Genomic DNA, 26060 nt, shown 5'->3' with positions numbered 1-26060 from the left:
TTGTGCCTCAGATCCCGGAGTAGGCGACGATGCCGCGGCGCACGCCGTCCAGTGCTCGTCGCGCGGTCCGCGCGACGTCCGCATCGTCGGCGACGATCGAGAGCTGATCCAGCAGATCGATCGTCTGCTTGGTCCAGCGGACGAAGTCACCGGCTGCCATGTCGGCGTCCACCAGCACGCGGTCGAGCATGCCGCCCCTCGCCCAGGCGTGCATGGCGCCGGCGAGGCCGGCGGCAAGCGGTTCGGAGCCAGGGAGGTGATGGTCGCGCTCGAGGTCGTCGAGCTGCGCCCACAGGTCTGTGGTCTTCTCGTATGCCGCGCGGAAGGCTCCGCGAGGAAGCCCCCGCTCCCCCGAGTTCGCCTCATCGCGGCGTGGTTCGTAAACGAGGCAGCAGGCCATCGCTGCGAGCGACGGAGCATCCAGGCCCTTCCACAGGCCCTGACGCAGGCTCTCGGCGACGAGGAGGTCGCGTTCGCCGTAGATGCGACGCATGGTGCGTCCGGCATCGGTCAGGGTGAGGTCGTCACCCTTGCCCGTGACGTACTCGAGCGCGCCGAGCACATCCAGCACGCGGTCGAAGATCCGCGCGACCGTGCCGGTCCTCGTCTCGATCTGACGCCGTTTGCGGTCGGTGTCGCGCTTGAGCTTGTAATAGCGCTCACCCCAGCGGGCGTGCTTCTCGCGATCGGGGCAGTTGTGGCAGCCGTGCCGCTGCATCCGCCGCCGCAGGCTCTCGATCTTCTTCACGCGCTTCTCGCGCGCCGCCCGTGGTCCATGCGAGTCCTGACGGTTCTTCTTCTCCAGATCGCTGAGCTCGCGACGGATCGCGGCATAATCGGCGAAGTCCCCGTGCTCGCACTGCATGGCCGTCAGGTATCCGGCGAGGGATGCCTCGGCCTCGCGCACCTCGCGCGCCAGCGAGACGACCGCGCGGTCGGCCTGGAACTGTGCGAACGACGTCTCCAGGATCTCCCTGGCGCGGGCGCGTCCGAAGCGGTCGACGAGGTTGACCGCCATGTTGTACGTCGGACGGAAGCTCGAGTTCAGCGGATACGTGCGCCGTGACGCGAGCGCGGCCACCGCCTGCGGATCCATGCCCTCGGTCCACTGCACCACGGCATGGCCCTCGACGTCGATGCCACGACGCCCTGCCCTGCCCGTGAGCTGCGTGTACTCCCCCGACGTGATCGCGACCCTGGCCTCGCCGTTGAACTTCTCCATCTTCTCGAGGACGACGGTGCGGGCGGGCATGTTGATGCCGAGAGCAAGGGTCTCGGTCGCGAAGACGACCTTGACGAGCTTGAGTCGGAAGAGCTCCTCGACGATCTCCTTGAACGCCGGCAGGAGTCCGGCGTGATGCGCTGCGACGCCGCGCTCGAGGTTCTCGCGCCACTCCCAGAAGCCCAGGACGCCGAGATCCTCATCCTGCAGAGCTCGGGTGCGCTCCTCGACGATCGCGCGGATCTCCGCGCGATCCTCTGGGGTCGTGAGCCGGATGCCGGATCGACTGACCTGCTGCACGGCGGCATCGCAGCCGACGCGGCTGAAGATGAAGAAGATGGCCGGCAGCAGGTTGGACCGCTCCAACAGACCGACGACGTCCGGTCGGTCCATCCGCTCAATGCGACGGGTATTGGATGCTCGAACCGGACGCTTCCCGCCCCGCGGCGGTCGCTGCGCCTGCCGACCAGCGTGCCTGTTGCTCGCGTAATTCTGCGCCTGGCGATTGCTCTCGTAGCGCGACCCCGTGAAGGATCGGATGCGCAGCAGCTCCTGATTCACCTGCGCGGTCGCGATACCCGCGCGATCGTCGAACAGCGGCAGGAGATCATCGCGCACCAGCACGTGCTGCTCCAGCGGCACCGGCCGGATCTCAGAGACGATGACCTCTGTGTCGCCTCGGACGGTGTCGAGCCAGTCGCCGAACTCCTCCGCATTGGACACGGTTGCGCTCAGCGCAACCAGACGAACCGTCTGCGGCAGGTGCAGGATGACCTCTTCCCATACCGGCCCACGGAAGCGGTCGGCGAGGTAGTGCACCTCGTCCATGATGACGTAGCGAAGATCGGTGAGCGCGGACGAGTCCGCGTACAGCATGTTCCGGAGCACCTCGGTGGTCATGACCACGATGCGCGCATTGCCGTTGATGTTCGTGTCGCCGGTGAGCAGGCCCACCTGGTCGGCTCCGTACACCTCGACGAGCTCGCGGAACTTCTGATTCGACAGCGCCTTCATCGGCGTCGTGTAGAACGCCTTCTGACTCGGTGTCCGCATCGCCAGATGAATGGCGAACTCGCCCACGATGGTCTTGCCGGCGCCGGTGGGAGCCGCGACCAGAACGCTGTGCCCGCGTTCGAGCGCGTGACAACCCGCCAATTGGAACGGGTCGAGGTCGAACGCCTGGCGAGACGCGAACGCGACCGTCTCCGGAGAGTCCGCGGCCGCGCGGGCTGCCGCATAACGGTCGGCCGGGGAGCTCATGCGCTCGGATCCGGGAGGAGCCCGGCAACGGTGTCGCGCTTGCGCTTCCGCCGGTCGAACAGCATCGACAGGAAGGCCGCCGCGAAGAAGAGGACGATGAGGATGCCGCCGAGGATCAGCATGCTGACGACGTCGGCAGCCGGAGTCGTGAGGGCTGCGAAGACCGTCGCGATGAGAATGGCGACGCGCCAGCCCTTCAGGATGGCCTTGCCGGACATGATGCCGGCGAGATTGAGGGCGACGAGGAACACGGGCAGTACGAACGCGACGCCGACGACGATCATCAGCTTGAAGACGAAGTCGTAGAACTTGGATGCCTCGTAGAGGTTGTTGCCGCCCTCAGGCGTGAACGTCGCCATGAGTTCGATCACGTGCGGCACGAGGAACGTCGCGACGTAGCATCCGGCGAAGAAGAGCGGGACGGCGGCGGCGACGAAGCCGAGCGTGTACTTGATCTCCTTGCGGGTGAGCCCCGGCATGAGGAACGCCCAGAGCTCCCACAGCCAGACCGGTGCGGCGAAGAAGATGCCGATCGAGAAGGAGATCCGCATCCGCAGGTCGAACGGCGCAGTCACAGACGAGAACGTGAGTCCGGTGAGACCCTGGCCGCCTTTGGCCTCATCGACGACTTCGAACGGCCTGGTGATGTAATCGATGATCGGGTCTGTGATGAAGAACGCGATCACCATCGCGACGATGAGCGCGGCCGCCGAGATCAGCAGTCGCTTGCGCAGCTCGACGAGATGCGCACCGAGCGACATCCTGCGCTCACGCCGACTGGAGTCCCCTGCAGTCGGGGACGTCACACCTTCTGACACTGCGGTCAGGGGGTGCGATCAGTGCCGGACGCGGCTCCGTTGTCGGTCGTCGTGGACGACGACGGCGTCTCGGGTTCTGCGGCGGTGGAATCGTTCTTGCGAGCCGCGTCTTCATCCTTCATCGCGCTCATCTCGCCCTTGAAGACGCGCGCGGACTGTCCCATGCTCTTCGCGAGCGCGGGCAGCTTCGCTGCACCGAAAAGGAGCAGGATGACTGCGAGGATGATGAGCAGGTGCCATCCGGTCAGACCGGCCATGTGGATCTCCTCGGTTCGGGGGTTCGTTACAGTCTAACCACCGACGACGGCGTCGTCCGGTTGATGATAGAGCGCGAGTCCTGCTGCCGCCCATTCCCGCGTCGCGGTGCGTGCCACCGCCGGCGTGAGGACGCGCATGCGTCCCCCGAACCGCCCTGCGAGACGTTTGATGCCTCGGGGATCGGACAGCCGCACGTGCGCCACGACATCGTCGCCAGCGGCCTCGCTGTCGGCCACGAAGGCACTCAGCAGCGGCAGGAGCTGGGCCGGCAGGCGCACCGAGACGTTGCCGTCCGCGACCCCGTCCGTGAACAGGTCGGGGACGCTCTCGCCCTGGTGGGTGATGGCGATGTCCGTGAGCCGCGGCTCGCTCACTCTGTCGAGGTGGAAGGTGCGCATCGCCTCGCGCAAATGGCACCAGCCCTGCAGATACCACTGCCCGTTCGTGATCATGACCTGCACAGGGTCGACGGTGCGCGTGGTCGGCTCGGCATCCGGCGCCTGATAGGTGAACGACACCGCGACGCCGTCGCGCAGCGCGCGGGAGACGGCTTCGCGCACTTCGTCGACAGCGTCCGTCGCGACGACGACCGCCGCCGGCGCATCCGCAGCACCACGGGACAGCTTGGCGATGAGGCCCGACACGAGACCGGAGCCGGCGACCTCCGGGACGGCCGCGACCATCTGGAGTCCCGCGAGCAGGGCCGCTGCTTCGCGCGCCGTGAAACGCGGCACACGACGCAGCGCCACGTCGTTCGTTATCTCGATGACGTCCTGCTGGTCGAGCAGATCCCAATCGATGTCGAACAGCTCGTGCGGCTGCTGCCAGTAGCCCGAATCGCCGGGCAGACCGATCACGGTCAGCTTCTCGACCATCGAGCGAAGCTCACCCGGGGTGACCTGGAACTCCGCAGCGGCTTCGGCCAGCGAGACCTGGCCGCGCTCGAGCAGGTAGGGCACGAGAGTGAGGTACAGGCGGACGCGCTCGGAGGCGAGCAGGGGCTTCGGTTTCGCCATCACTGCGCCTCCTCATCCTGATGGGCTTCGATGATCGCAGTGAGACGGTCGATGACGGCATCCCTCAGGTCAGCAGGTTCCACGACGCGCACCTCCGGACCGTACGAGGCCAATTCATCCGCGAAGATGTGGCGATCGACATAGTGCACGTGGATGCCCTGGGCGGCGGGTACCGCTCGACGGCCGAGACGGAGCGCCGCTTCGGTGCCAGGGGTCACCTCGAGCAGAGCCCGGTTGCGCCGGGCGACATCCTCGAGCCCAGCCATGGCGCGTTCGCCCGCACCCTCGCGCAGACCCGGATCGAAGCGCTGCGCGGTCACGCGCACGTCGCCGACGATCCGGCTGAGGAGGAAGGTGCGTTCCTCCTCGGCATCCGCATCGATGCCGTACACATGCCAGCGCGCCTCGTAGTCGACCAGCGCCAGCGGGCGGACACGACGGGAACGTGCCGCCTCCTCCCCCGGCTTCAGGTAGTCGAACCGCACGACGCGGCTCGACTCGATGGCCTCCTGCAGTGGACCGAAGGCGGCGTCACGGGTGGTGATGCGCGGCGCGAAGCCGATGATCGGCGCGTCGCCGTCGATGCCGAGAGCGCGGATCTTGCGCACGCCGGCCTGAGCGTCGCCGGAGACGGACTCCGCACTCCACACGCTGCCGGCCAACTGCAGCACCGCGAGTTCGGCCGGCGTGAAGACGATGTCGGACGGCAGGTCGTACTCGGCCTGCGGGATCCGGTAGCGGGCTTCGCGCAGATCGTTCGGGTCCGTCGCATCGCCGATGGTCTCGACGGGGATGCCGAGCGAACGCAGTTCGTCCTTGTCGCGCTCGAACATCTTCTCCAGCGCATCGGCACGGGTTCCGGCATCGGCGCGCTGACGGTACCCCGACACATTGTCGAGGATCTGCTGCTTGGTGAGTCCGACCTCCGTGGCCATGAGCGCCACGACGAGATTCGTCAGACGCTCCTCCGCGGGGATCTGGACCGCCATCACTGCCCCGCGGCGGGACTCGTGCCGAGGATGTCGACGACGTAGGTCATCGCCTCGCCGCCCTCGGTGGCCGGAACCACGACGAGGAGCTGCGAACCGACCGTCTGGCCGACCATGGCCTCCGCGACCGGCGGCGCCGTATCGGCGAGGTTCGACACCGGGTTCGAATCCCAGCTCGTGCTGCTCACGGCCTTCGTGTCCCACGCCACCGCGGTGTAGTTGACCCAGGCGATCGTGTCGTTCTCGATGGTCTCGCCGTCGCCCTTGATCAGCACCTGCTCGACCTGCGCGGTCGGGGCGGCACCATCGGGGACGATGATCCCCGGGCGGCCGTCCGGTGCGCGGACCACGGTGGGCAGGTTGTTGGCGTTGTTGAACTGCTTCGAGCCGGTGGCTCGGGCGAGCTGGGTGTCGAGCACGTCGATCACGGCGACGACGGTGGTGTCCTCGTCGAGCTGGAATCCGGTGAGCGCCTCGGTGCCGAAGTCCTCCGGGGCGATCGCCGCGACCATACGAGTACCGGGTGTGGCGCACTCGAGAACGGCGCCGATGCCCGGGATCTGCTGCGTCCAGGATGCGATGTTCGACAGCCGCGTCATGTCGCCGTCGAACTCGGTCTGCACGACCTGCTCGCCGGTGCTGCCGTTGAAGAGCGCGATGTCCAGGACCGTCAGCTGCTGCGGTGACGTGAGAGGGGTGCCCTCACCCCTGATGACGTCGGTGTAGGAGGTCTCCTCCACGTGCAGCGGAGAGAACAGCTCGACATCCGGTGCGACGCCGACCTCCCCGGTCACCGTGACCGCGTCATCGATCCCGCTCGACGACGCGGCGCGATCGCAGGCCTCGCCGTCGAAAGTCGGGGCGGCAGTGCACCCGGTCAGAGCGATGACGGCGAGACTGAGGCTGGCAAAGGCAGCGGACGTTTTACGCACGCGCTCCAGTCTATTCCGTCGTCTGCCCTATGACGCGCGACTCGGCCGCGAGACGCGCTCCGGAGGCGGCCTTCTCCGCCTCTCGCACGCGCTTGCGCAGATTCTTGTCCGTGATCTCGCGGTCGCCGACGGCGCCGGGAGTCCACAGTTCGACGTCTTCATCGCCGTAGCTGCTCTTGGATGCACGGCGCTTGACCTCGGGAGCGATCGCGCCCGGTGCCAGGCGGCGTGCCGTGATGAGGAACCCGGTGTGGGCGACCATGCGGTGATCGGGTCGTACCGCGAGCCCTTCGACATGCCAGCCGCGCACCATCGTCTCGGACGCGTCCGGATCGGTGAACAGGCCGGTGCCGCGGATGTATTCCGCGACGCGGGAGAGCTGGGTGGCCGTGGCGACGTAGCAGAGCACGACCCCGCCGGGGGTCAGTGCATCGGCGACGACGTCGATGCACTCCCACGGTGCGAGCATGTCGAGCACGACGCGATCGACGCCGCCGGCCGGCAGCTCAGCGGGCAAGGACTCGACGAGGTCCCCCACGACGACCCGCCAGGTCTCGGGCAGCCCGCCGAAGAACGTCTCGACGTTCGCCGAGGCGACGTCGGCGAAATCCTCGCGGCGCTCGAACGAGACCAGCTGTCCGTCCGGACCGACCGCGCGCAGCAGCGACAGCGAAAGCGCTCCGGATCCGACGCCGGCCTCCACGACGACCGCGCCGGGGAAGATATCGGCCTGCATGACGATCTGAGCGGCGTCCTTCGGGTAGACGATCGCCGCGCCACGCGGCATCGACATGGCGAAATCGCGCAGGAGCGGACGCAGTGCCAGGTAGTCGTGCCCCGAGCTGTTGGCGACGACCGTGCCATCCGGCTGACCGATCAGGTCGGCATGACGCAGGACGCCGTGATGGGTGTGCAGTTCGCCATCGGCGCGCAGCGTGATCGTGTGCATGCGACCCTTCGGGCCGGTCAGCTGCACGCGGTCCCCTTCTCGGAACGGCCCGCTCGGGCGAGTGGTCTGCGTGTCGTTCATGAGGGGGTCTCCGTCTGAGGGGTGCGGTGCGCGCGATAGAGCGCGATGATGTCCTGGCTGGTGCGGCTGTGCAGCGTCGGCCAGAGTTCGTGGGCCCCGACCTCGTCGAGCGGCAGGATGTGCGGAACTCCGAGCGTCACCGCGCCAGAGGCCAGGCCGGCGCGGAGCCCGGTCGGGGAATCCTCGATCACGATCGTCTCGGCGATCTCTACGCCGAGCAGCGCAGCGCCGAGCAGATACGGCTCGGGATGAGGCTTCGGGTTCTCGACGTCGTCACCCGCGACGATCAGCCGGAACGCGTCGAAGTCGATGAGCTCGACGACGCCCTCTGCCATCCGCCGCAACGACATCGTCACGAGTGCGGTGGGGATCCCGGCATCCTGCAGGTCGCGCAGCAGCTCCTGTGCCCCGGGGCGGAACGGCACGCCGTGCGTGCCCAGCATGTCCCTGACCCGGTCGGTGAGGTGCTGGATGATGGCATCGCCGTCCATGTCGACGCCCACGGTCTGCAGGATCGCCGCACTGTCGGCCAGGCCGTTGCCGACGAGCTGCAGCGCATCCTGATGCGTCCAGGTGCCGCCGAAGGATTCGACCAGTTCGGTCTCGGCCGTCATCCAGTACGGCTCGGTGTCGACGAGGGTTCCGTCCATGTCCCACAGGACTGCGCTCGGCGTCTCACTCACCGGACCATGCTATCCGCCGCATCACCGGACATCCCCCGCGCGCCTGCGCCACCCGCATGCTCGGGGACTAGCCTTGAGGGATGGATGCACTGGGACCCCGCATCATCGTGGCGGCCTTCGACGGCTGGAACGATGCCGGCGAAGCCGCGAGCGGCGCCATCGAGGCGATCCGCGAATCCGGCGATTACGAGCTCGTGCATGCGGTCGACCCCGAGCTCTACTTCGACTACCAGTACACCCGGCCGGCCACGCGTATGGACGCCCAGGGGCACAGGGAGCTGCAGTGGCCGGGTGCCGCATTGTGGCGGCCGGTGCCCGCGGCTCAGATCGGCCCTGAGTTCTGGCTTCTGACCGGTTCGGAGCCCGCCAGGACCTGGCAGGCGTTCGCGACGGAGTTCATCGACGTCGCACTGCGCGACGACGTCACCGGCTTCCTGACGCTCGGCGCGATGCTCTCGGATGTGCCGCACACGCGACCCATCTCGATCTTCTCGTCGAGCCCGAACGAGCAGGTCCGCGAGGCGCACGGCCTCGAGCGGTCGCTGTACGAGGGTCCTGTCGGGATCCTCAGCGTGCTCGAGCACTTCGCCGAGAAGGCCGGAATCCCCACGGCGGGGCTCTGGGCGAGCGTGCCGCATTACGTGGCCTCGGCCGCGCCGTCGCCGAAGGCGACCCTGGCGCTGCTGGACCGCCTCGAGGAGCTCACCGGGATCGATGTGCCCCGCACGCACCTGCGCACCGAGGCGGCAGCGTGGGAGGCGTCGATCGATGCGGCCGCCGCCGATGACGAGGACATGACCGAGTACATCCAGCAGCTCGAGCGCACCAGGGACACCTGGGACTCCCCCGAGGCATCCGGCGACGCGATCGCGCAGGCCTTCGAGCGCTACCTCCGCCGCCGTGGCGACGGACCTGGCGACCACAAGCGCTGAGTCCGCAGTCGATCAGGCCGTGATGGCCCCCGTGCCGAGCAGGATCAGCAGGGTCGTTCCCAGAAGGATGCGGTAGATCACGAACGGCAGGAAGCTGCGCTTGGAGATCCAGTTCATGAAGAACGCGATGACGCCGAGAGCGACGACGAACGCGATGCCGGTCGCCGCCAGCGTCTCGCCCAGGGAGAAGTACTGGTCCGGTTCGTCCCAGCTCTTGAAGAGCTGGAAGAATCCGCTGCCGAACACGGCGGGGATGGCGAGCAGGAACGCGTAGCGGGCGGCTGCGGCGCGCTCGTAGCCGAGGAAGAGGCCCATCGTGATGGTTCCGCCGGAACGGGACACACCGGGTACCAGTGCCAGCGCCTGCGCGAGGCCGAAGAGGATGCCGTGCGGGTAGGTCAGGTCATCGAGCCTGCGCCGCTTGGCTCCCACGTAGTCGGCGATGCCGAGCAGGATGCCGAACAGGATCAGCATGATCGCGACGACCCACATCGAGCGCAGGACGGTCTCGATCTGGTCCTGGAACAGCAGCCCGAGCACGACGATCGGCACGCTGCCGATGATGATCAGCCAGCCCATCTTGGCGTCCGGATCGTTGCGAGGGAGCTTCCCGGTCAGTGAGCGGAACCAATGCCCGATGATGCGCACGATGTCGCGCCAGAAGAACACCACGACGGCGGCCTCCGTGCCGATCTGCGTGATCGCCGTGAACGCGGCTCCGGGGTCCTCGCCGGAGCCGGTGAAGGTGCCGACGATGCGCAGGTGGGCGCTGGACGAGATCGGGAGGAACTCGGTGAGCCCCTGGATGACGCCGAGGAACAGCGCTTCGAGCAGGTGCATGGAGGCCTTTCTGACCAAACAGGATCAGCCTGACGGAACAGGCGAAGTCGGTGCGGTGATCAGTAGGACCGCAGCAGGTCGGTCAGAACCTGCTGACCGAAGACAAGCGATTCTACGGGAACCCGCTCGTCCACTCCGTGGAACATGCCTGTGAAGTCCAGGTCGGCAGGCAGACGCAGCGGCGCGAACCCGTATCCCGTGATGCCCAGCGTCGAGAGCGCCTTGTTGTCCGTCCCGGCCCCGAGCAGGTACGGGATCACCGGCACACCGGGATCATGTCGGCCGAGGGCGGCGACCATCGCGTGCACGAGTGGTCCATCGAACGGCACTTCCATCCCGATGTCGCGGACGACGGTCTCGATGACGATGTCGTCTCCGATGATCTGCTGCAGCTCGGCCAGCACCTCGTCCTCGGTACCAGGCAGGACGCGGACGTCGATGAGCGCTTCGGCGCGCTCGGGGATCACGTTGTGCTTGTATCCGGCGGTCAGCACGGTCGGGTTCGCGGTGGTCCGGAACGTCGAACGCAGAAAGGCCTCGGCGGGTCCGGATGCCGCGGCCAACGCGTCCGGATCGTCGACGGAGCGCCCGCTCAGCTCGCTGAGCCCCTGCAGCAGCGCCTCGGTCGTCGGCGTGAGCCGGATCGGCCAGCGCGTGCGTCCGATCTTCGCCACAGCCTCGGCGAGGCGTGTGATCGCGTTCTCGTCGTGGAGGCGACTCCCGTGGCCCGCCCGGCCCTTCGCGACGAGGCGGATCCAGATCAATGCCTTCTCCCCCACCTGCAGCAGGTAGGCGCGTCGATCGTCGACCGTGATGGAGTAGCCGCCGACTTCGCTGATCGCCTCGGTCGCGCCGGCGAACCACTCCGGCCGGTCCTTCACGACCAGCGATGAACCCTCCACGCCGCCGTTCTCCTCATCGGCGAAGAAGGCCAGCACGAGGTCGCGCTCCGGCTGCTCCCCCGCGCGCAGGATGTCGGCGACCGAGGTGAGGATCATGGCGTTCATGTTCTTCATGTCCACCGCTCCGCGGCCCCACAGCATCCCGTCGCGGACGATGCCGCCGAACGGATCGACGCTCCAGTCCTCGGCCATCGCAGGGACGACGTCCAGGTGGCCGTGCACGACCAGCGCGGGCCTGCTGCGGTCGCGCCCCGGGACGCGCGCCATCACATTCGTTCGCCGCGGGATCGGCTCGTAGTACTCGGTCTCGAGGCCGAGCGCTTCGAGATACGCGCCGACGTACTCGGCGGCCTCTCGCTCCCCTTCGGCGTTGCCGCCGCCGAAGTTCGACGTGTCGAAGCGGATCAGGTCCTGCGCGACGCGGACGACTTCTGGCAGCTGCGGATCGGACATGCTCCCCAGGCTATCGAACAGCCGCGGCACGCCCGGCGGGCACCCCGGTTCGAAGCCCTCGGGAGAACGTGCTAATCTCATTCTTCGGTCGGCAACGACGAATTCATCACCTGCGCGGGTGGCGGAATAGGTAGACGCGCTAGCTTGAGGTGCTAGTGCCCGAATAGGGCGTGGGGGTTCAAGTCCCCCCTCGCGCACAGATAGGCCCCGGATCTTCGGATCCGGGGCCTTCCTCGTTCTCACCGCGTTCTCGTCGAGACATCCATCGCAGGACAGGAGCGGACCGCGTCGGCAGCTCCCGCGGAACCGAGCACGCGAAGTGCATCGAGAACGCTCGTGAACGACTCGCGCGGCGCCATCAGCGGCGCATATTCACGATCACGACACTGCACAGGACAAGAACGATGCCGGCCTCCTGAAGTCCAGAGAGCGATTCGCCTCCCACGAGGACGCCGAGTGCGACCCCGGTGACAGGATTCAGGAGCCCGATCACCCCGACGACGCCGGCAGGAAGATGGCGGAACCCGGTGAACCAGCACACGAAGCCCAGCGCCGTGGCGATCAGGCTCACATAGGCGAACGCGAGCGATTCCGTCGAGGAGACGGCAGGCGGCGCACCTTCGATGACCACGGCCGCGACGAGCAGCTCGATCCCACCGACGACGAGCTGCCAGGCCGTGATCGTGAGCACCGGCGTCCCGTCCTGCCAGCGTTTGGTCAGGATCGCCCCGATCGAGGACAGCACCATCGAGGCGACCGAGGCCGCGATCCCCCATCCATCAAGGGCGCCGGTAGCCGTTCCGACGATGAGCAGAACCCCCGCGGCCCCGACAGCCGCACCCAGCAGGATCCGCGGCGTGGGACGCTCGTGGATGAGCAGCCACGCCGCGCCGGCGATCACGAGAGGACTCAGGGACATCAGCGCGGCAGCGACGCTGGACGGGAGCAGTTGCGCCGCCACGTAGACCAGACAGAAGAACAGCCCCATGTTCAGCGTGCCGAGCACGACGGAACGCCACCACCACGCACCGGTGGGCAAGCGGCGAGCCACCACCAGCAGCACGATGCCGGCAGGCAGCGCCCGGATCGCTGATCCCCACAGCGGCGACTCCGGCGGCAAGTACTCGTGGGTGACGAAGTACGTCGAGCCGAAGGCGATCGGGCCGATCGCTGCGACCAGCGGCCACCGCAAGGTCAGCCATACCCGAGCGATTCGCGAGGTCGTTTCCATGGAAACCATTATATGTTCCACGGAAACTAGAATGGCGTCATGGCTGATCACGACCGCGTGGGGACCTTCCTCGAGCAGTGGCGCAGAGAGCGTCCAGACCTCGATCCGAGCCCGATGGGGGTGATCGGGCGGATGCGGCGCATCTCCGACGACTTCACCGCCGTTCTCGTGGACAACTACCGGCGTTTCGGGCTCGGTGAAGGCGAGTTCGATGTGCTGTGCGCGTTGCGTCGCGCGGGCGCGCCGTTCGTCCTGACGCAGGCCGACATCGCCGAGCACACCATGGTGACAGCCGGCGCGACGTCGAAACGTGTCGACCGCCTCGAATCGACCGGACTCGTCACGAGGCACCACAGCGCGGAGGATGGCCGTGCACGAACCGTGGAACTCTCCGACGCGGGACGGCGTCTCATCGACACGGCCTATCCCGAGCACCTCGCGGTCGAGGAGGGCCTGCTGTCCCCGCTCGATCCAGACGAGCGCGCGCACCTGGAGCGGTTGCTGCGCAAGCTCGTGCGCGACTGACCCCGACTCGGGCACACGGTGCCGGACGGACCCGTCACGGACTCGGGTGACAGCCCCCGGTCGCCACGGAGTCCTGTCGGCCGTGGGCGCAGGAGAGGAGTCGACGAACCCGAGTCCGGCGGGCCCAGGAATCCGTCGATGCCGTGAGAGTCAAACGCTGCGGTTCCGCCTCCGGCCGATGAACGGTGCGACGGCCGACAGGAGCACCACGATCGCCCCCGCCGCGATCGCCACGACTGCTCCCCTTTGCGCGACAACGGCCGCGATCGTGCCGAGCACGGCGATGCCCAGGCCGCCGCCGAGCGCGAAGCCGACCTCCTGGATTGCCCCGACTTGACCGGCGTGCTCGACGGTGGTGACGTCGAAGAGCGTCGTCGCCGCGAGGGTTCCGGCAACGCCGAACCCCAGTCCGATGAACGACAGCGGCACGAGCACGGAAACGGGATTCAGAGCGAGCATGGCGAGTCCGGCGGCCTGCAGCAGCAGCGCGAGCACCGTCGCCGTGCCCGAAGACAGCCACCGCAGCAGCAGCGGTGCGAGGACTCCGCCCGCGACGATGGCGATCGCCTGCGGGAGCAGCATGAGCCCGGCTTCGGCCGCGGTCATGCCGATCGCATCCTGGAGATGCAGGCTGACCAGCACCACCGACGCCGCCGAGGCGCCACTGCTGACGAGGATTCGGGATATCGCCGTGCGGAAGCCGGGCACGGCGAACAGCCCCACATCGATGAGCGGATCCGCGAGTCTCCGCTGCCTGGCGACGAAGAAGACCAGGCCGCTCACGGCGACGGCGCCTGCGGCCACGGCCACGAACGGGGAGGCGAGCGCCTCATGCAGGGCGTACACGAGCGCGCCGAGCGCCACGATCGACGTCACGATACTGGGGACGTCCCATGCCTGCGCGCGGACCGCCCGGGAATCCGGCACGAGCCACATGGTCAGGACGGCAGCGAGCACGGCGAGCGGCACCGCTCCGAGAAGCAGCCACCGCCAGCCCGGCCCATCCGCGAGCAGCCCGCCGATGACGGGCCCGAGGGCGCTGCCTGCACCGAACGTCGCCGTCCACAGACCGTACGCCAGCACGCGCTGCTTGGCCTGATAGTGCGCACCGATGGTGGCGACCACTCCCGCGATGACGAAGGCCTCTGCCGTGCCGAGGAGAGCCCGCACGATGATCAGCACGAGGCCACTCGTGGCGAAGCCGCCGACGGCGTTGAGCGCGGCGAAGCCGGTCAGGCCGATGAGGATGATGCGCTTGCGCCCGAACGCGTCGCCGATCCGTGCCGCGAGGATCAGGGTCGCGGCGAGCGTGAGCGAATAGATGTCGACGAACCACAGCACCTCCGTGTCGCTGAAGCGCAGTTCACCGCGGATCGCCGGCAGGGCCGTCGCTACGCTGCTGATCGCGAGCGCGCCGATGAGGATGCCGAGAAGCAGGGGAAGCATCGCCCACCATCTGTGCAGCGAGGAGCGAGTGGGGATGGAAGAGGTATCGACGGTCACGGTGCCAGTCTGTAGAGTACCTACGTGAACGACAAGTACTGACATTTCCGTCATGTACTACCCTTTCGGATACTAAACGGAGCGTCACGATGCGTGAGAAGACCGAGCGGATCATCAAGGACTGGTCACCGACGTGCGACGCCGAGGTGTCCATCGCCGTGGTCGGCGGCGCCTGGAAGCCGACGATCCTGTCGATGCTCGAGCAGCACGGCGTCCTCCGCTTCGGGGAACTCAGTCGGCTCCTGGAAGGCACGACCGCACGCGTGCTGACGCGTCAGCTCCGCGAACTCGAGGAGGACGGCCTCGTGATCCGCACCGTCCATCGGCAGGTTCCCCCGAAGGTCGAGTACGAGCTCAGCGACGTCGGGCGCAGCGTCGGTCCACTTCTCGCCGAGCTGACCCGGTGGGGTCGCGCGTACGCCCGCCCGCACCGCGCTGAGAACGACGCCGCCTCCGGTTAGGCACCGCGCCGGATGGTCACCACGTCGATCGCGCGCCGTCAAGGGGTTCGATCACCCGCAGGGCGGGGTCGTACGCTGACGGGATCGACGGAAGGACGACCGCATGAGCGACCCGCAGAACACCCAGGGAGTACCCGGAGAGAACGAGGAAGCCGACACCGCGTCAGGCGGTGCGCCGGAGCGTCTCGACGGAACGACGCCGGGCGACGACGAGGAATCGGACGATAGGACCGGCTCGGACGAGGAGGCTGCGCAGGGTCATTGACCAGCGCGCATGAACTCCTCGGCCGCGCGCACCTGGGCATCCGATGGGCGGATGCCGGTGTAGAGGACGAACTGCTCCAGCGCCTGCAGCGTGGCCACCTCGGCGCCGCTGATCACCGTCTTTCCGGCGGAACGCCCGGCCACGACGAGCGGTGTATCGGCGGGCAGCGCGACGACGTCGAACACGACGGATGCCGTAGCCACGGCACTCTCGGGAAAAGCCAGCGCGTGCTCCTCCGGACCGCCTGCCATGCCGATCGGCGTGACGTTGACGAGGATCTCCGCCGTCCGCTCCCCCAGCTCGGGGATCCACGCGTAGCCGTACAGATCCGCCAGGGCCCTGCCGACCTTCTCGTTGCGCGCCACGACCGTGACATCACGGAATCCGGCGTCCCTGAAGGCCGCCGTCGTCGCCTTGGCCATGCCTCCGGAGCCGCGTAGGAGCACTGAGGACTCCGGCTCAAGGCCGTTCCGCTCGATCAGCTGGGCGATCGCGGAGTAGTCCGTGTTGTACGCCGTGAGCACTCCGTCGTCGTTCACGATCGTGTTCACCGAGTCGATCGCCGTCGCCGATCGATCCATCCGGTCGACGAGCGCGATGACCTCTTCCTTGTACGGCATCGAGATCGCGCACCCGCGGATGCCGAGTCCGCGCACACCGGTGATGGCCTGGGCGAGATCCGTGGGCGCGAACGCCTTGTAGATCCAGTTCAGCCCCAGCGCTTCATAGAGGTGATTGTGAAAGCGCGTTCCGTTGTTGCTCGGTCGCGCCGACAGCGAGATGCACAGCGTCATGTCCTTGTTCAGCATGGTCACTGCATCAGGTTACGCCGTGATGAATCCGTCCCCGTGTCAGAGCGCACCGACACCGAACACGAGCCCCAGCAGGTAGGTGATCGCCGCCGCACCGAACCCGATCGCCAGTTGCCGGAGCGCCCGGCGCAGCGGCGGACCGCCGGAGAGGATGCCGACCATCGCACCGGTCGACAGCAGCGCGATGCCGACGAGAACCAGCGCCAGCACGATGGCCGCGGTGCCCTGCATCCCGAAGATCCATGGCAGCACCGGCACGATCGCGCCCGACGCGAAGAGCAGGAAGCTGGAGATCGCCGCCGTCCAGTCGCTGCCGACGATCTCATGGTCGTCTCCGGAGATGCGGATCGGGCCGGTGGCCGCCGCTCGCACGCCGGCCTGGGCGGCCGCGACGATGCGGTGAGCTCTTCTCAGCGCCTCGGCTTCGTCCATCCCCCGCGCACGATAGACCAGCGCGAGCTCGTTCTCATCGATGTCGAGGTCGGCGGCGGAATCATGCGCGTCGTCGTTCGCCTCCGTCGACGCCAGCAGTTCTCGCTGCGAACGGACCGAGACGAACTCCCCCGCCCCCATCGACAGCGCACCCGCCAGGAGCCCTGCGATGCCGCTGAAGAGGACGAAGCTCGCGCTCACCCCGGTGGCGCCGATGCCGAGCACCAGCGCCAGGTTGCTCACGAGGCCGTCATTCGCCCCGAAGACGGCTGCGCGGAACGATCCCGACAGCCGGCGTCGCCCGCGCGCTGCGAGCCCGCGCACGACCTCGTAGTGGATCTTCTCGTCGGCGCGCATCGCCGGGGTCGCGTACTGCTCCGTGTCGTACGGCGAACGCGCCTCGGCGCTCTGCGCCAGGGCGAGGACGAAGATCGAGCCGAAGCGGCCAGCCATCCAGCCGAGCATGCGTGAGCGGATGCCGGCGCGGGGAAGCCTCTTCGGCTCGCCGCCGAGCAGGTCGAGCCAGTGCTGCTCGTGTCGCCGCTCCGCATCTGCGAGGCTCAGCAGGATGTCGCGCTCCTCCCCCGTCCGGCGCGCGGCGAGCTTCTGGTAGACCATCCCCTCGGCCCGCTCCTCGACGAGATACCGAGCCCAGCGGCGGCGGTCGGCCGTGGTCGGCTCGGCGGAAACGGGCGCGCTCATCAGTTCTCCTGAATCGGTTGAGGGGATGCGTCAACGCTATCGACGCGATGCGCTCCGCCCCGCCGGAATCCGCGGATTGACAGCATTTCGGGCGCCCGAACAGCGGGTCGGTTCAGCGACTCTTCACGCGCTTGCGAAGCACATCGATACGCGACTGGAGCTGCGTCACGGTCGCCTGCGCCACCGCGGGACCGCCGCAGATCCTGCGCAGCTCGGCATGCACGGCACCATGCGGCTCACCGGCCTGTCGCGCGTAGAGTCCGACGAGGCTGTTCAGCAGCTGGCGCTGCTCGCGCAGCGTCCTGTGCAGGGGTGCGGGGAGGGTCGTGACCGTTTCCGGCCCCTGCTCAGCCTCACGTGCCTCCCGCAGCTTCGATTGACGGGCGGTGCGCTGCATGAGCAGTTCGTGCACATGCTCCGGTTCGAGGAGTCCGGGGATCCCGATGAACTCCTCCTCCTCCGGTGTCCCCGGCTCGGCCAGCTGTCCGAACTCCTGGCCCTCGAACACGACGCGATCGAAGTGCGCCAGCGATGAGATCGCCTGATAGCTGAACTCCTGCGTCAAGGCATCCGACGCGTCGTCCTCTCGATTGGCGCTCTCCAGCAGCGAGTCGTCGAGTCCGTCGTCGTCCTTGGACTGACGATCCAGCGCGTGATCGCGCTGCTTCTCCATCTCGTTCGCCAGTCCCATGAGGACCGGCACGTTCGGCAGGAAGACGCTCGCCGCCTCACCCCGACGCCGCGCACGCACGAAGCGCCCGATCGCCTGCGCGAAGAACAGCGGGGTGGACGACGACGTCGCGTACACGCCCACCGCGAGCCGCGGAACGTCGACGCCCTCGGACACCATGCGCACCGCGACCATCCAGCGGGCATCGTTCGCGCTGAACTTCTCGATCCGCTCCGAGGCCGCCGCATCGTCGGAGAGGACGATCGTGGGCTGCTGTCCTGTGATGCTGTGCAGAATCTTGGCGTAGGCGCGTGCGACGGTCTGGTCGGTGGCGAGTACCAGGCCGCCGGCATCCGGAACGTGGTGCCGGATCTCGGTCAGCCGCCGGTCGGCGGCGGACAGCACCGCCGGCATCCACTCGCCCTCCGGGTCCAGCGCCGTGCGCCAGGCCTGGGAGTTGACGTCCTTCGTGTTGTCCTGGCCGAGGTGCGCTTCGAGTTCGTCACCGGCGCTGGTGCGCCAGCGCATCTTGCCGGAGTACATGTGGAACAGCACAGGACGAACGACGCCGTCCGCGAGTGCGCGACCGTAGCCGTACGCGTAATCCGTGCTCGAGATGCGCGAGCCGGACTCGTCGGGAAGATACTCGACGAACGGGATCGGGGCCGTGTCGCTGCGGAACGGCGTGCCGGAGAGCAGCAGCCTGCGCTTCGCCGGCCCATAGGCATCCCGGATCGCATCGCCCCAGCTGAGTGCGTCGCCGCCATGGTGCACTTCATCCAGGATGACGAGCGTCTTGGCGTCCTCCGTGAGGTGGCGATGCACGGACGACTTCGCGGCGACCTGCGCATACGTCACCACCACGCCGTGGTAGTGGGATGCCGGGGCCCAGTGGCTGTTGCGGAAACGCGGATCGAGGCGGATGTGCACTCTGGCCGCGGCATCCGCCCACTGGGTCTTGAGATGCTCGGTCGGAGCGACCACGATGATGCGGTTCACCTCGCCCATGCGCAACAGCTCGACGGCCAGCGTCAGCGCGAACGTGGTCTTTCCTGCGCCGGGCGTCGCCGCGACGAGGAAGTCGCGCTTGTCCTCCTGGAAGTACTGATCCAGCGCCTCCTGCTGCCATGCCCTCAGCTTGTTCGCGGTACCCCACGGAGCGCGCTGGGGAAAGGACGGAGAGAGCATCGACTCCACGATAATCGCTCCTACGGACACCGGATGCACGCCTCCCCCGTACCGGACGGTCGGCCGGTAGAGTCGAAGCTTGCGAGGTCGCGATCCCTGGCTTCGCGAGCTTCTGAGGAGAGTGCGATGTCCGATCTGGAATCATCCCGGACCCCCTTCATCCCGAACGAGGGCCCGCACCCGTGGCGCCGATTCGTGGCCGTCGGAGACTCGTTCACCGAGGGCATCGGCGACCCCGACCCTGCTGCGCCCGGGGGGCACCGCGGCTGGGCCGATCGGGTCGCGGAAGTCCTCTCCCAACAGGTCGACGACTTCGCATATGCGAACCTCGCGGTCCGCGGCAAGCTCATCGCGCAGATCGTCGCCGATCAGATCGAGCCTGCCGTGGCGCTGCGCCCCGATCTCATCTCGATCTGCGCCGGCGGCAACGACGTGATCCGCCCAGGCACCGATCCCGATGCCATCGCCGTCCAACTCGAGGATGCCGTGGCCCGCCTGGCATCGACCGGCGCGGCCATCGTGCTGTTCACCGGCATCGACACGGGCTTCACGCCGGTCTTTCGCGCGTTCAGGGGCAAGGTCGCGATCTACAACGAGAACGTCCGCGCCATCGCCGACCGGCACGACTGCATCGTCGCGGACCAGTGGGCGCTGAAGACCATTCAGGACTCGCGCTTCTTCGACGACGATCGTCTGCACCTCAATGCCCTCGGCCATCACGAGGTCGCCCGTATGGTGCTGCGCGCCCTGAATGTGCCGAACGAACTGCAGGCGATGCAGCCGGATGCGTTTCCCGTGCGCACCTGGCGCGCCGCGCGCGCGGAGGACCTCGGCTGGGCCCGTGAGCACCTCGTGCCCTGGGTCCTGCGGCGGCTGCGCCACCAGTCATCCGGCGACGATATCGCGGCGAAGCGGCCGGATGCCGTCCCCTACGAGATCCGCGCGACCGAATAGGTGCCCATCGCACCCGCCGTTCCTGTGATCGGGAGTGCTGCTCGAGGGAGCAGGATCTCGACCAGGAGGGCATGCGATGAGCTGGTGGAGATGCGTCTCTCTGCGGGACCTGTTCACCGATCAGAGCACGGAGAACTGGGTCGCCAGGGCACGGACGCCGAACACCAGGGCGCGCATCCGACGGTGGTCGCGAGCCGAGAACGTCAGCCTGGTGGTGGCGCTGTTCGGCGTCGTGCTCCTCGCGATCGCTCCCTTCGTCACGGTGGCGCTCCTCATCGCGCTCGGCATCGCCGGCGTCGAACGCACCGACGTCTACTGGTGGATCTGGGGAGTCAGCGCGGGCATTCCGGTCGCCGGAATGCTCGGCAGCGTGATCAGCTCCGCACGACTGGACGAAGCGCGCTACGCCGACGGTCACGTGTCCGTCGGTGTGGTCGAACGGGTGGTCGAGCATCCGGGCGGCGGCGATGATCACACCTGGTACCAGCTGCATGTCAGCGCCGAGCTGCATGACGATCTCGTGCTGCGACGGCGGCTGCACTGGCCCGATGACGGGAACGATCCGCGTCGGCTGATCGGCGGACCGATCCGGTTCCGGCACAACACGTTCGATCCCGACGACCTGCAGGATTGTCTCTACGACGGCATCCCCTAGTCTCGAACAGATGCCTGCCAACAGACTCGATGCCGTCGCCTCGGAGCAGGCGAAGAACGGCGGCGCACCGCGTCGTGCCGGCCTGCTCATCACGGCCGTGCTGTGTCTGCCTGCCGCCGTACTGCTGACCTGGCCACAGGCTCTCGGTGCGCAGCACCTCCCCGGCATCGCCCAGCTGATCGCGTTCCGCGCCCCGCTGGCACTTGCGCTCCTGTTCGGCGCCATCGTCGCGGCAGCCGCATTCCTGCTGCTTCGACGACGAGCCCGGCTGCTGTCGAGCATCGCCGCAGCGCTCGCGGCCGTCGCTCTCGCTGCAGCGATCGGGAACGCCGCGGTGCTCCTGGCCCGCGGAAGCTCCGAGGCGAGCGTCACGGGACACGAGGACGGCGACCTGACGGTACTGGCATGGAACACCCAGGGCGGAGCCACATCACCGGCGGACGTCGCCGAGCTCATTCTCGAGGTGGACGCCGACGTCGTGAGCCTGCCGGAGATGGACGAGGACGCCGCTGCGGAAGTCGCACGTCTCATCGCGCCTGAAGGACGGCGGATGACGCCGGCCACCACGCGCACCGTCGAGAACTCACTCGAAGAGTCCTGGATCCCGACGTCGCTGCTCGTCGCCGACGAACTCGGTGCCTACGAACTCGACGGGGCCGCTGGTGCAACGCCCGGCCTTCCCAGTGGAGTGTGGCGTCCGGTCGGTGGAGAGGGACCCGTGATCGTCGCCGCGCACCCGGCACCGCCGCTGCCCGAGAGCATGGATGACTGGGCAGCAGGACTGCGGTGGCTCGCCGAGCAGTGCAGCGCGCTCGGGCCGGACGTCATCGTCGCCGGCGATCTCAACGTGACGATCGATCACCTGGATCTCAGCAGCTGCCGGGATGCCGCGGCCGAAGCGGGGACGGCCGCTGCCGGCACGTGGCCGTCCACGGTCCCGGTCTGGGCGGCATCACCGATCGATCACGTTCTCGTCGGCCGTGCGTGGACCGTGCTCGACGCCAGGGTCGTCACGCCTTCGTCATCCGGCGGCACCGACCATCGCCCGATCGTCGCGGTGCTCGAGAAGCACTAGGTCGTGCCGGGCCTCCGGGGAGATGCACGTCACCGGACCGCGTAGAACGCCACAGCCGACGACGCCGCGACGTTCAGCGAGTCGACGCCCTCCGTCATCGGAATCGTGACGCGCCGGTCCATGAGTTCCTCGGTGCTCGGCTTCAGACCGTGTCCTTCACTGCCGAACACGAGCGCAAGCCGCTTGTGCCCCTCTGCGACCAGGTCGTCGAGCGGGATCGCACCGTCTCCCAGCGTCATGCCCGCGACGACGAAGCCGGCATCCTTGAATTCCTGGACTCCAGCGGGCCAGTCCTCGATCCGGGTCCACGGCACCTGGAACACCGTCCCCATCGACACCCGCACCGAGCGCCGATAGAGCGGGTCGCCGCAGTCCGGTGTCACCAGGACCGCGTCGACGCCCATCGCCGCCGCCGACCGGAAGCACGCGCCGACGTTCGTGTGATCCAGCAGTCCCTCCAGGACGGCGATCCGAGAGCGGCGCGCACGCCCGGCATCCTGCAGCACCTGCGCTACGGAAGCCAGCGCAGGGCGGTGCATGGATGCCAGTGCACCGCGATGCACCGCATACCCGGTGACGCTCTCGGCGACCTCATCGGGGACCAGATAGACGGGCACATCCCGATCGCCGAGGATCGCCCCGATCCCCGTGACCCACCGCTGCTGCGTCATGACCGAGCGCGGCCGATGGCCGGCATCGCACGCGCGCTGGATCACTTTGGCCGACTCGGCGATGTAGAGCCCGCCGGCCGGTTCCTGCACGCGACGCAGCGCGGTGTCGGTGAGGTTCCGGTAGTCGTCGAGCCGCGGGTCGTCGGCGTCGGTCACGTGCTGGAGGTCCACTCCTCCACTCTGCCACCTCGGCGTCTCCGGCCCTGAATGCCTTGTCCGCGCTCGCCCTTCGCCCTACCGTGGTCGCGAGGAGAGGATGTTCGATGGCTGAGGCCCCACGCGATTCACAGCGGTTGCTGCAGATCTGGCCGACGATCGTCGGCGTCGTGTTCGCCGCAGCGCTCATCCTGATCCTGTACATCGGCCTCGCCGACACCGATATACCAGGCGAAGTGCTCACCGCCGCAGCGTTCGTCTATCTCGGCTCAGCCGCGCTGGGGCATCGCGCAGCCGCCTGGCCCCTGTTCGGCGCCACCTTCGTTCTCATCGGGATCGGGATCGCTGTTCAGCCCTTCTCGGCCTTCTCGACGATGATCGTCATCGTCGCGGCCCTCGTCGTCTACGGCCTCGTCCGGGGTCGACTGCGACCGACCTGGGGACTCCCGCTCCAGGCGTTCGCGATGCTCGTGGTGATCGCTCTCGCCCTTCTCGTCCCTGTCCTCCCCGCGCCGTGGGGCGCCGTGCTCGTCGGCACGGGGCTCCTGCTGCACGCCGGCTGGGATGTCCATCACCTCCGCACCCGTCGAGTGGTCGCATCGACGATGGCGGAGTTCTGCGCCGCACTCGACTCCTGCCTCGCCGTCGGCGTCGTCGTGCTCGCCCTCCGGTGAGCTCACTGGGGCAAGACGCTTTAGACTCGCTCAGGGAGGTTCCGTGAGCGTGACGATGACTGCCGATCTGGCTGACGGCGTCGCGCGTACCGTCGAGTTGCTGCGGGGCAAGCGGATAGCCGTGCTCACGGGCGCCGGAATCTCCACCGATTCCGGCATTCCCGCCTACCGCGGCGAAGGCGCTTCCGTCCGCGCGGATCCGATGACCGCGCAGCGCTTCCTCGCGGACGAGTCGGCCCGCCGACGCTACTGGATCGGCGGTCACCTGGGCTGGCACGCGTTCGCGCAGGCCGCACCGAACGCCGGTCATGTCGCACTCGCCGAGATGGAACGCGACGGCGTCGTCAGCGGAATCATCACGCAGAACGTCGACGGACTTCATCTGCGGGCCGGCAGCTCGCACGTGATCGAGGTCCACGGCACCATGCGCCGCGTCGTGTGTCTCCAGTGCAGTCAGGTCTTCGATCGCCGCGACGTCGCCGCGCAGATCGAAGAGCTCAACCCGTGGATCACCGTTGCGGAGAACATCCCGCTGAACCCGGACGGCGATGTGACGCCCGCCACCGCCGACGGCTTCGTCGTTCCAACCTGCACGGTCTGCGGCGGGATGCTGAAGCCCGACGTCGTCTTCTTCGGCGAGTACGTGCCGGGTGACCGCTTCCGTTCGGCCGAATCGCTGCTGCGTGCCAGCTCCGCCATGATCGTCGCCGGCTCGTCGCTCGTCGTGAACTCCGGGGTCCGACTCGTCGAGCGCGCCAGGCGCCGCGGCATCCCGCTCATCATCATCAATCGCGAACCGACCAGGGCTGATCCCTGGGCGAACGTGACGCTCGCCGGCGGCACGAGCGATCTCATCCCCGCGATCCAGGAGCAGCTTTCGTGACTCTGATCACCCTCGTCCGACATGGCCAGACCGACTGGAACCTCGACCGCCGCATCCAGGGCTCGACCGACATCCCCCTGAACGAGACGGGCAGAGGGCACGCCCTCGAGGCGGCCGCCGCACTGGCGGGCGGCACGCACCACGCGATCTACGCCAGCCCGCTGGTCCGCGCGCACGAGACCGCCCGGATCATCGCCGGTGAGATCGGACTGGGCGAGCCGGAGCTGGTCGCCGACCTGCGCGAACGCGAGTTCGGCGAGGCCGAGGGGATGCTGGTCGCCGACTACATCTCGACCTATGGCGACTGGCATGCCGATGTCCCCGGTGCTGAGACCTTCGACCAGGTTCGCGACAGGGCCCTCGGTGCTCTGGACGTCATCGCCAGGAATTCACGACGCCGCTCGGCGCCGGTCGCGGAGTCCGTGATCGTCGTCGCGCACGGCGGGGTGATCCGGTCGCTGCTGGATCACGCGTCCGGTGGGACCATGCCGTTGATGGGTGTGCCGCTCGCCAACGGTTCGGTGCACCGGTTCGAGGCGTCGCCCGGCGTGCTGCGGCTCCTGGAGACCGTGCCGGTTCAGTAGGCGCTGGCGCGGCGCAGAACACTGCGAGCGTGGCGCAGCACCGGCTCGTCGATCATGCGATCGTCGAAGCGGAAGACCCCGCGTTCACCGACGGCAGCCGCCAGCACGGCCTCGGCCCATGCGATCTCGGCCGCATCCGGGCGGTAGGCGGCACGGATGACTGCGACCTGACCGGGGTGGATGCACGCCGTGGCGGAGAACCCGCTGGCCGCGGCATCCGACGCCTCCGCCGCCAGCCCGTCGAGATCGTCGATCGCGATGTGAACGGCGTCGATCGCGGCTTTGCCCCGCGCGCCGGCCTCGAGCAGTACACGCGAGCGCGCGAAACGTGCGATGTCCCGGTATCCGCCACCCGGTCCGCGGCTGGACATGCCGCCGAGCGAAGCGACCAGGTCCTCGGCGCCCCACATGAGCGCGATGACGCGCTCATGCTCCGCAAGACGATCGGCGGCCGCGACACCGCGGGCCGTCTCGCACAGCGCGATGAGCGCGAACCGTGCATCGAAGGCATCCAGTGCCGACGCATCCTCGGCCTTCGCGACCATGACCGTGCGGAAATCGGTCTGCGCCACAGCTGCCAGATCGGCGGCGAACTCGCCGGAGTCGACGGCGTTGACGCGCACGATCACGCGGCCGGGATCCAGGTCCGCCTCGCGGAGGTTCCTGCGCGCGGCATCCTTGTCCGCCGGAGCTACGGCGTCCTCGAGGTCGAGGATGACGGCATCCGCCCTGTCGAGCGCCTTCGCGAAGCGCTCCGGCCGATCGGCGGGGCAGAACAGCAGCGCCGGGCCGAGTTCGAACGTCATGCGTCGCCCTCGGGAAGGCAGTGCACGAGCACGGTGCGGGTCGCCGTCGCGACCACGGTGCCGTCCTGGTTGCGTCCGGTGTGCACGATCGTGCAGATGCCCTGACCGGGGCGCGAGGACGACAGTCGCTTGTCGGTGATGATGCTCTCGGTCGAGAGGGTGTCGCCTGCGAAGAGCGGATGAGGGAAGCGGATGTCGCTCAGCCCGAGCTGCGCGACGAGTGTCCCCTGCGTCAGCTGCGCCACCGATGAGCCGACCATCGTCGACAGGGTCCACATCGAGTTCATCAGCGGGCGGCCGAACTCCTGGGTCGCGGCGTACGCGGCATCCAGATGCAGCGCCTGCGTGTTCATCGTGAGGGTGGTGAAAAGCACGTTGTCGGCCTCGGTCGCGGTGCGCCCTGGACGATGCAGGTATGTCGCACCGAGGTCGAACTCCTCGTAGTACAGGCCCCGCTGCACGATCACGGTCATGGTTC

At 68.1% G+C, this 26060-nt stretch carries 28 protein-coding genes and 1 tRNA gene; 11 read left to right on the top strand and 18 right to left on the bottom strand.

The features are described from left to right. Nucleotides 1–7 precede the first annotated feature (7 nt). The 8 genes from AC3ANJ_RS08860 to AC3ANJ_RS08825 form a co-directional block, all read right to left on the bottom strand. Complete coding sequence (locus AC3ANJ_RS08860) at nt 8–2482, bottom strand: DEAD/DEAH box helicase (protein WP_488319142.1); 2475 nt, start codon at nt 2480–2482, stop codon at nt 8–10. Continuing rightward, complete coding sequence (gene tatC / locus AC3ANJ_RS08855) at nt 2479–3243, bottom strand: twin-arginine translocase subunit TatC (RefSeq protein WP_488319250.1); 765 nt, start codon at nt 3241–3243, stop codon at nt 2479–2481. Before tatC ends, AC3ANJ_RS08860 begins: the two co-directional genes overlap by 4 nt. A gap of 62 nt (nt 3244–3305) precedes the next feature. Then, nucleotides 3306–3557 (bottom strand): twin-arginine translocase TatA/TatE family subunit, encoded by a 252-nt coding sequence (tatA, locus tag AC3ANJ_RS08850; protein ID WP_488319141.1) that lies wholly within the window; start codon nt 3555–3557, stop codon nt 3306–3308. Between the two features lie 33 nt (nt 3558–3590). Then, nucleotides 3591–4574 carry a helix-turn-helix transcriptional regulator gene (locus tag AC3ANJ_RS08845; RefSeq protein WP_488319140.1) on the bottom strand — a complete coding sequence of 328 codons (984 nt, stop codon included), beginning with the start codon at nt 4572–4574 and terminating at the stop codon, nt 3591–3593. Further along, complete coding sequence (locus AC3ANJ_RS08840; RefSeq protein WP_488319139.1) at nt 4574–5563, bottom strand: helix-turn-helix transcriptional regulator; 990 nt, start codon at nt 5561–5563, stop codon at nt 4574–4576. The genes AC3ANJ_RS08845 and AC3ANJ_RS08840 overlap by 1 nt, the downstream gene beginning before the upstream one ends. Continuing rightward, nucleotides 5563–6495 (bottom strand): FKBP-type peptidyl-prolyl cis-trans isomerase, encoded by a 933-nt coding sequence (locus tag AC3ANJ_RS08835; RefSeq protein ID WP_488319138.1) that lies wholly within the window; start codon nt 6493–6495, stop codon nt 5563–5565. Before AC3ANJ_RS08835 ends, AC3ANJ_RS08840 begins: the two co-directional genes overlap by 1 nt. A 10-nt stretch (nt 6496–6505) precedes the next feature. Continuing rightward, nucleotides 6506–7525, bottom strand: a complete 1020-nt coding sequence (locus AC3ANJ_RS08830; RefSeq protein WP_488319137.1) for a tRNA (adenine-N1)-methyltransferase — start codon at nt 7523–7525, stop codon at nt 6506–6508. Beyond that, nucleotides 7522–8175 (bottom strand): HAD family hydrolase, encoded by a 654-nt coding sequence (locus AC3ANJ_RS08825; RefSeq protein WP_488319249.1) that lies wholly within the window; start codon nt 8173–8175, stop codon nt 7522–7524. Before AC3ANJ_RS08825 ends, AC3ANJ_RS08830 begins: the two co-directional genes overlap by 4 nt. Nucleotides 8176–8288: 113 nt before the next feature. Here AC3ANJ_RS08825 and AC3ANJ_RS08820 point away from each other — a divergent pair, with 113 nt between their 5' ends. Continuing rightward, a complete protein-coding gene (locus AC3ANJ_RS08820; protein ID WP_406245338.1) occupies nt 8289–9140 on the top strand; it encodes a PAC2 family protein in 852 nt (283 codons plus the stop codon). A gap of 12 nt (nt 9141–9152) precedes the next feature. On the opposite strand, the gene AC3ANJ_RS08815 is transcribed toward AC3ANJ_RS08820, so the two are convergent. Beyond that, complete coding sequence (locus AC3ANJ_RS08815; RefSeq protein ID WP_488319136.1) at nt 9153–9980, bottom strand: undecaprenyl-diphosphate phosphatase; 828 nt, start codon at nt 9978–9980, stop codon at nt 9153–9155. Between the two features lie 59 nt (nt 9981–10039). Beyond that, nucleotides 10040–11335: a M20/M25/M40 family metallo-hydrolase gene (locus AC3ANJ_RS08810; protein ID WP_488319135.1), complete on the bottom strand. Its 1296-nt coding sequence runs from the start codon at nt 11333–11335 to the stop codon at nt 10040–10042. 112 nt (nt 11336–11447) lie between these two features. Between AC3ANJ_RS08810 and AC3ANJ_RS08805 the strand changes: the two genes are divergently transcribed. Beyond that, nucleotides 11448–11532: transfer RNA gene (locus AC3ANJ_RS08805), tRNA-Leu, on the top strand. Nucleotides 11533–11693: 161 nt separating this feature from the next. On the opposite strand, the gene AC3ANJ_RS08800 is transcribed toward AC3ANJ_RS08805, so the two are convergent. Then, entirely contained in the window at nt 11694–12566 is an 873-nt protein-coding gene (locus AC3ANJ_RS08800) for a DMT family transporter (protein WP_488319134.1), read from the bottom strand. 39 nt (nt 12567–12605) lie between these two features. On the opposite strand from AC3ANJ_RS08800, the gene AC3ANJ_RS08795 reads away from it, so the two are divergent. Next, a complete protein-coding gene (locus AC3ANJ_RS08795) occupies nt 12606–13091 on the top strand; it encodes a MarR family winged helix-turn-helix transcriptional regulator (RefSeq protein ID WP_488319133.1) in 486 nt (161 codons plus the stop codon). A gap of 150 nt (nt 13092–13241) precedes the next feature. Here AC3ANJ_RS08795 and AC3ANJ_RS08790 read toward each other — a convergent pair whose 3' ends face one another. Then, nucleotides 13242–14594 carry an MFS transporter gene (locus tag AC3ANJ_RS08790; RefSeq protein WP_488319132.1) on the bottom strand — a complete coding sequence of 451 codons (1353 nt, stop codon included), beginning with the start codon at nt 14592–14594 and terminating at the stop codon, nt 13242–13244. A gap of 89 nt (nt 14595–14683) precedes the next feature. Here AC3ANJ_RS08790 and AC3ANJ_RS08785 point away from each other — a divergent pair, with 89 nt between their 5' ends. Then, a complete protein-coding gene (locus tag AC3ANJ_RS08785) occupies nt 14684–15055 on the top strand; it encodes a winged helix-turn-helix transcriptional regulator (RefSeq protein WP_488319131.1) in 372 nt (123 codons plus the stop codon). A 103-nt stretch (nt 15056–15158) separates the two neighbouring features. Beyond that, nucleotides 15159–15320, top strand: a complete 162-nt coding sequence (locus AC3ANJ_RS08780) for a hypothetical protein (protein ID WP_488319130.1) — start codon at nt 15159–15161, stop codon at nt 15318–15320. On the opposite strand, the gene AC3ANJ_RS08775 is transcribed toward AC3ANJ_RS08780, so the two are convergent. The 3 genes from AC3ANJ_RS08775 to AC3ANJ_RS08765 form a co-directional block, all read right to left on the bottom strand. After that, complete coding sequence (locus tag AC3ANJ_RS08775; protein WP_488319248.1) at nt 15314–16114, bottom strand: shikimate 5-dehydrogenase; 801 nt, start codon at nt 16112–16114, stop codon at nt 15314–15316. The two genes, AC3ANJ_RS08780 and AC3ANJ_RS08775, sit on opposite strands and share 7 nt — an antisense overlap. Before the next feature lie 57 nt (nt 16115–16171). Further along, a complete protein-coding gene (locus tag AC3ANJ_RS08770; protein WP_488319129.1) occupies nt 16172–17266 on the bottom strand; it encodes a VIT1/CCC1 transporter family protein in 1095 nt (364 codons plus the stop codon). 112 nt (nt 17267–17378) lie between these two features. Then, a complete protein-coding gene (locus AC3ANJ_RS08765) occupies nt 17379–19124 on the bottom strand; it encodes a DEAD/DEAH box helicase (RefSeq protein WP_488319128.1) in 1746 nt (581 codons plus the stop codon). 126 nt (nt 19125–19250) lie between these two features. On the opposite strand from AC3ANJ_RS08765, the gene AC3ANJ_RS08760 reads away from it, so the two are divergent. The 3 genes from AC3ANJ_RS08760 to AC3ANJ_RS08750 all read left to right on the top strand — a co-directional run bounded on the left by AC3ANJ_RS08760 (nt 19251) and on the right by AC3ANJ_RS08750 (nt 21808). Next, nucleotides 19251–20078: an SGNH/GDSL hydrolase family protein gene (locus AC3ANJ_RS08760; RefSeq protein WP_488319127.1), complete on the top strand. Its 828-nt coding sequence runs from the start codon at nt 19251–19253 to the stop codon at nt 20076–20078. 76 nt (nt 20079–20154) lie between these two features. Then, entirely contained in the window at nt 20155–20733 is a 579-nt protein-coding gene (locus AC3ANJ_RS08755) for a hypothetical protein (protein WP_488319126.1), read from the top strand. A 10-nt stretch (nt 20734–20743) separates the two neighbouring features. Next, nucleotides 20744–21808, top strand: a complete 1065-nt coding sequence (locus tag AC3ANJ_RS08750; RefSeq protein WP_488319125.1) for an endonuclease/exonuclease/phosphatase family protein — start codon at nt 20744–20746, stop codon at nt 21806–21808. A gap of 29 nt (nt 21809–21837) precedes the next feature. On the opposite strand, the gene AC3ANJ_RS08745 is transcribed toward AC3ANJ_RS08750, so the two are convergent. Next, nucleotides 21838–22650, bottom strand: coding sequence for a TrmH family RNA methyltransferase (locus AC3ANJ_RS08745; RefSeq protein WP_488319124.1), 813 nt, complete (start codon nt 22648–22650; stop codon nt 21838–21840). A 92-nt stretch (nt 22651–22742) separates the two neighbouring features. Between AC3ANJ_RS08745 and AC3ANJ_RS08740 the strand changes: the two genes are divergently transcribed. The 3 genes from AC3ANJ_RS08740 to AC3ANJ_RS08730 are packed head-to-tail and all read left to right on the top strand — an operon-like array spanning nt 22743 to nt 24776. Then, nucleotides 22743–23309 carry a hypothetical protein gene (locus AC3ANJ_RS08740; RefSeq protein WP_488319123.1) on the top strand — a complete coding sequence of 189 codons (567 nt, stop codon included), beginning with the start codon at nt 22743–22745 and terminating at the stop codon, nt 23307–23309. 55 nt (nt 23310–23364) lie between these two features. Next, nucleotides 23365–24192: a Sir2 family NAD-dependent protein deacetylase gene (locus AC3ANJ_RS08735; RefSeq protein ID WP_488319247.1), complete on the top strand. Its 828-nt coding sequence runs from the start codon at nt 23365–23367 to the stop codon at nt 24190–24192. Further along, on the top strand, nt 24189–24776 hold the full coding sequence (locus tag AC3ANJ_RS08730) for a histidine phosphatase family protein (protein WP_488319122.1): 588 nt from the start codon (nt 24189–24191) through the stop codon (nt 24774–24776). Before AC3ANJ_RS08735 ends, AC3ANJ_RS08730 begins: the two co-directional genes overlap by 4 nt. On the opposite strand, the gene AC3ANJ_RS08725 is transcribed toward AC3ANJ_RS08730, so the two are convergent. Both AC3ANJ_RS08725 and AC3ANJ_RS08720 read right to left on the bottom strand, forming a co-directional pair. Continuing rightward, on the bottom strand, nt 24770–25582 hold the full coding sequence (locus tag AC3ANJ_RS08725) for an HpcH/HpaI aldolase/citrate lyase family protein (RefSeq protein ID WP_488319121.1): 813 nt from the start codon (nt 25580–25582) through the stop codon (nt 24770–24772). The two genes, AC3ANJ_RS08730 and AC3ANJ_RS08725, sit on opposite strands and share 7 nt — an antisense overlap. Further along, a complete protein-coding gene (locus AC3ANJ_RS08720; protein WP_488319120.1) occupies nt 25579–26055 on the bottom strand; it encodes a MaoC family dehydratase in 477 nt (158 codons plus the stop codon). Before AC3ANJ_RS08720 ends, AC3ANJ_RS08725 begins: the two co-directional genes overlap by 4 nt. Between the last annotated feature and the right edge of the window lie 5 nt (nt 26056–26060).

The sequence above is a fragment of the Microbacterium sp. STRO-1N genome (genome assembly GCF_057748015.1).
Note: the sequence above shows the minus strand (reverse complement) of the source record. Positions and strands in the feature narration are given on the sequence as shown.

Bases quoted from the DNA above. Each gene is read 5' to 3' on its own strand.
- AC3ANJ_RS08785 (WP_488319131.1), top strand. From the start codon at position 14,684: ATGCGTGAGAAGACCGAGCGGATCATCAAGGACTGGTCACCGACGTGC.
- tatC (WP_488319250.1), bottom strand. From the start codon at position 3,243: ATGTCGCTCGGTGCGCATCTCGTCGAGCTGCGCAAGCGACTGCTGATC.
- AC3ANJ_RS08825 (WP_488319249.1), bottom strand. From the start codon at position 8,175: ATGGACGGAACCCTCGTCGACACCGAGCCGTACTGGATGACGGCCGAG.
- AC3ANJ_RS08795 (WP_488319133.1), top strand. From the start codon at position 12,606: ATGGCTGATCACGACCGCGTGGGGACCTTCCTCGAGCAGTGGCGCAGA.
- AC3ANJ_RS08765 (WP_488319128.1), bottom strand. From the start codon at position 19,124: ATGCTCTCTCCGTCCTTTCCCCAGCGCGCTCCGTGGGGTACCGCGAAC.
- AC3ANJ_RS08755 (WP_488319126.1), top strand. From the start codon at position 20,155: ATGAGCTGGTGGAGATGCGTCTCTCTGCGGGACCTGTTCACCGATCAG.
- AC3ANJ_RS08740 (WP_488319123.1), top strand. From the start codon at position 22,743: ATGGCTGAGGCCCCACGCGATTCACAGCGGTTGCTGCAGATCTGGCCG.
- AC3ANJ_RS08845 (WP_488319140.1), bottom strand. From the start codon at position 4,574: ATGGCGAAACCGAAGCCCCTGCTCGCCTCCGAGCGCGTCCGCCTGTAC.
- AC3ANJ_RS08760 (WP_488319127.1), top strand. From the start codon at position 19,251: ATGTCCGATCTGGAATCATCCCGGACCCCCTTCATCCCGAACGAGGGC.
- AC3ANJ_RS08780 (WP_488319130.1), top strand. From the start codon at position 15,159: ATGAGCGACCCGCAGAACACCCAGGGAGTACCCGGAGAGAACGAGGAA.
- AC3ANJ_RS08770 (WP_488319129.1), bottom strand. From the start codon at position 17,266: ATGAGCGCGCCCGTTTCCGCCGAGCCGACCACGGCCGACCGCCGCCGC.
- AC3ANJ_RS08735 (WP_488319247.1), top strand. From the start codon at position 23,365: ATGACTGCCGATCTGGCTGACGGCGTCGCGCGTACCGTCGAGTTGCTG.
- AC3ANJ_RS08725 (WP_488319121.1), bottom strand. From the start codon at position 25,582: ATGACGTTCGAACTCGGCCCGGCGCTGCTGTTCTGCCCCGCCGATCGG.
- AC3ANJ_RS08840 (WP_488319139.1), bottom strand. From the start codon at position 5,563: ATGGCGGTCCAGATCCCCGCGGAGGAGCGTCTGACGAATCTCGTCGTG.
- AC3ANJ_RS08860 (WP_488319142.1), bottom strand. From the start codon at position 2,482: ATGAGCTCCCCGGCCGACCGTTATGCGGCAGCCCGCGCGGCCGCGGAC.
- AC3ANJ_RS08820 (WP_406245338.1), top strand. From the start codon at position 8,289: ATGGATGCACTGGGACCCCGCATCATCGTGGCGGCCTTCGACGGCTGG.
- AC3ANJ_RS08775 (WP_488319248.1), bottom strand. From the start codon at position 16,114: ATGACGCTGTGCATCTCGCTGTCGGCGCGACCGAGCAACAACGGAACG.
- AC3ANJ_RS08815 (WP_488319136.1), bottom strand. From the start codon at position 9,980: ATGCACCTGCTCGAAGCGCTGTTCCTCGGCGTCATCCAGGGGCTCACC.
- AC3ANJ_RS08720 (WP_488319120.1), bottom strand. From the start codon at position 26,055: ATGACCGTGATCGTGCAGCGGGGCCTGTACTACGAGGAGTTCGACCTC.
- AC3ANJ_RS08830 (WP_488319137.1), bottom strand. From the start codon at position 7,525: ATGAACGACACGCAGACCACTCGCCCGAGCGGGCCGTTCCGAGAAGGG.
- tatA (WP_488319141.1), bottom strand. From the start codon at position 3,557: ATGGCCGGTCTGACCGGATGGCACCTGCTCATCATCCTCGCAGTCATC.
- AC3ANJ_RS08810 (WP_488319135.1), bottom strand. From the start codon at position 11,335: ATGTCCGATCCGCAGCTGCCAGAAGTCGTCCGCGTCGCGCAGGACCTG.
- AC3ANJ_RS08800 (WP_488319134.1), bottom strand. From the start codon at position 12,566: ATGGAAACGACCTCGCGAATCGCTCGGGTATGGCTGACCTTGCGGTGG.
- AC3ANJ_RS08750 (WP_488319125.1), top strand. From the start codon at position 20,744: ATGCCTGCCAACAGACTCGATGCCGTCGCCTCGGAGCAGGCGAAGAAC.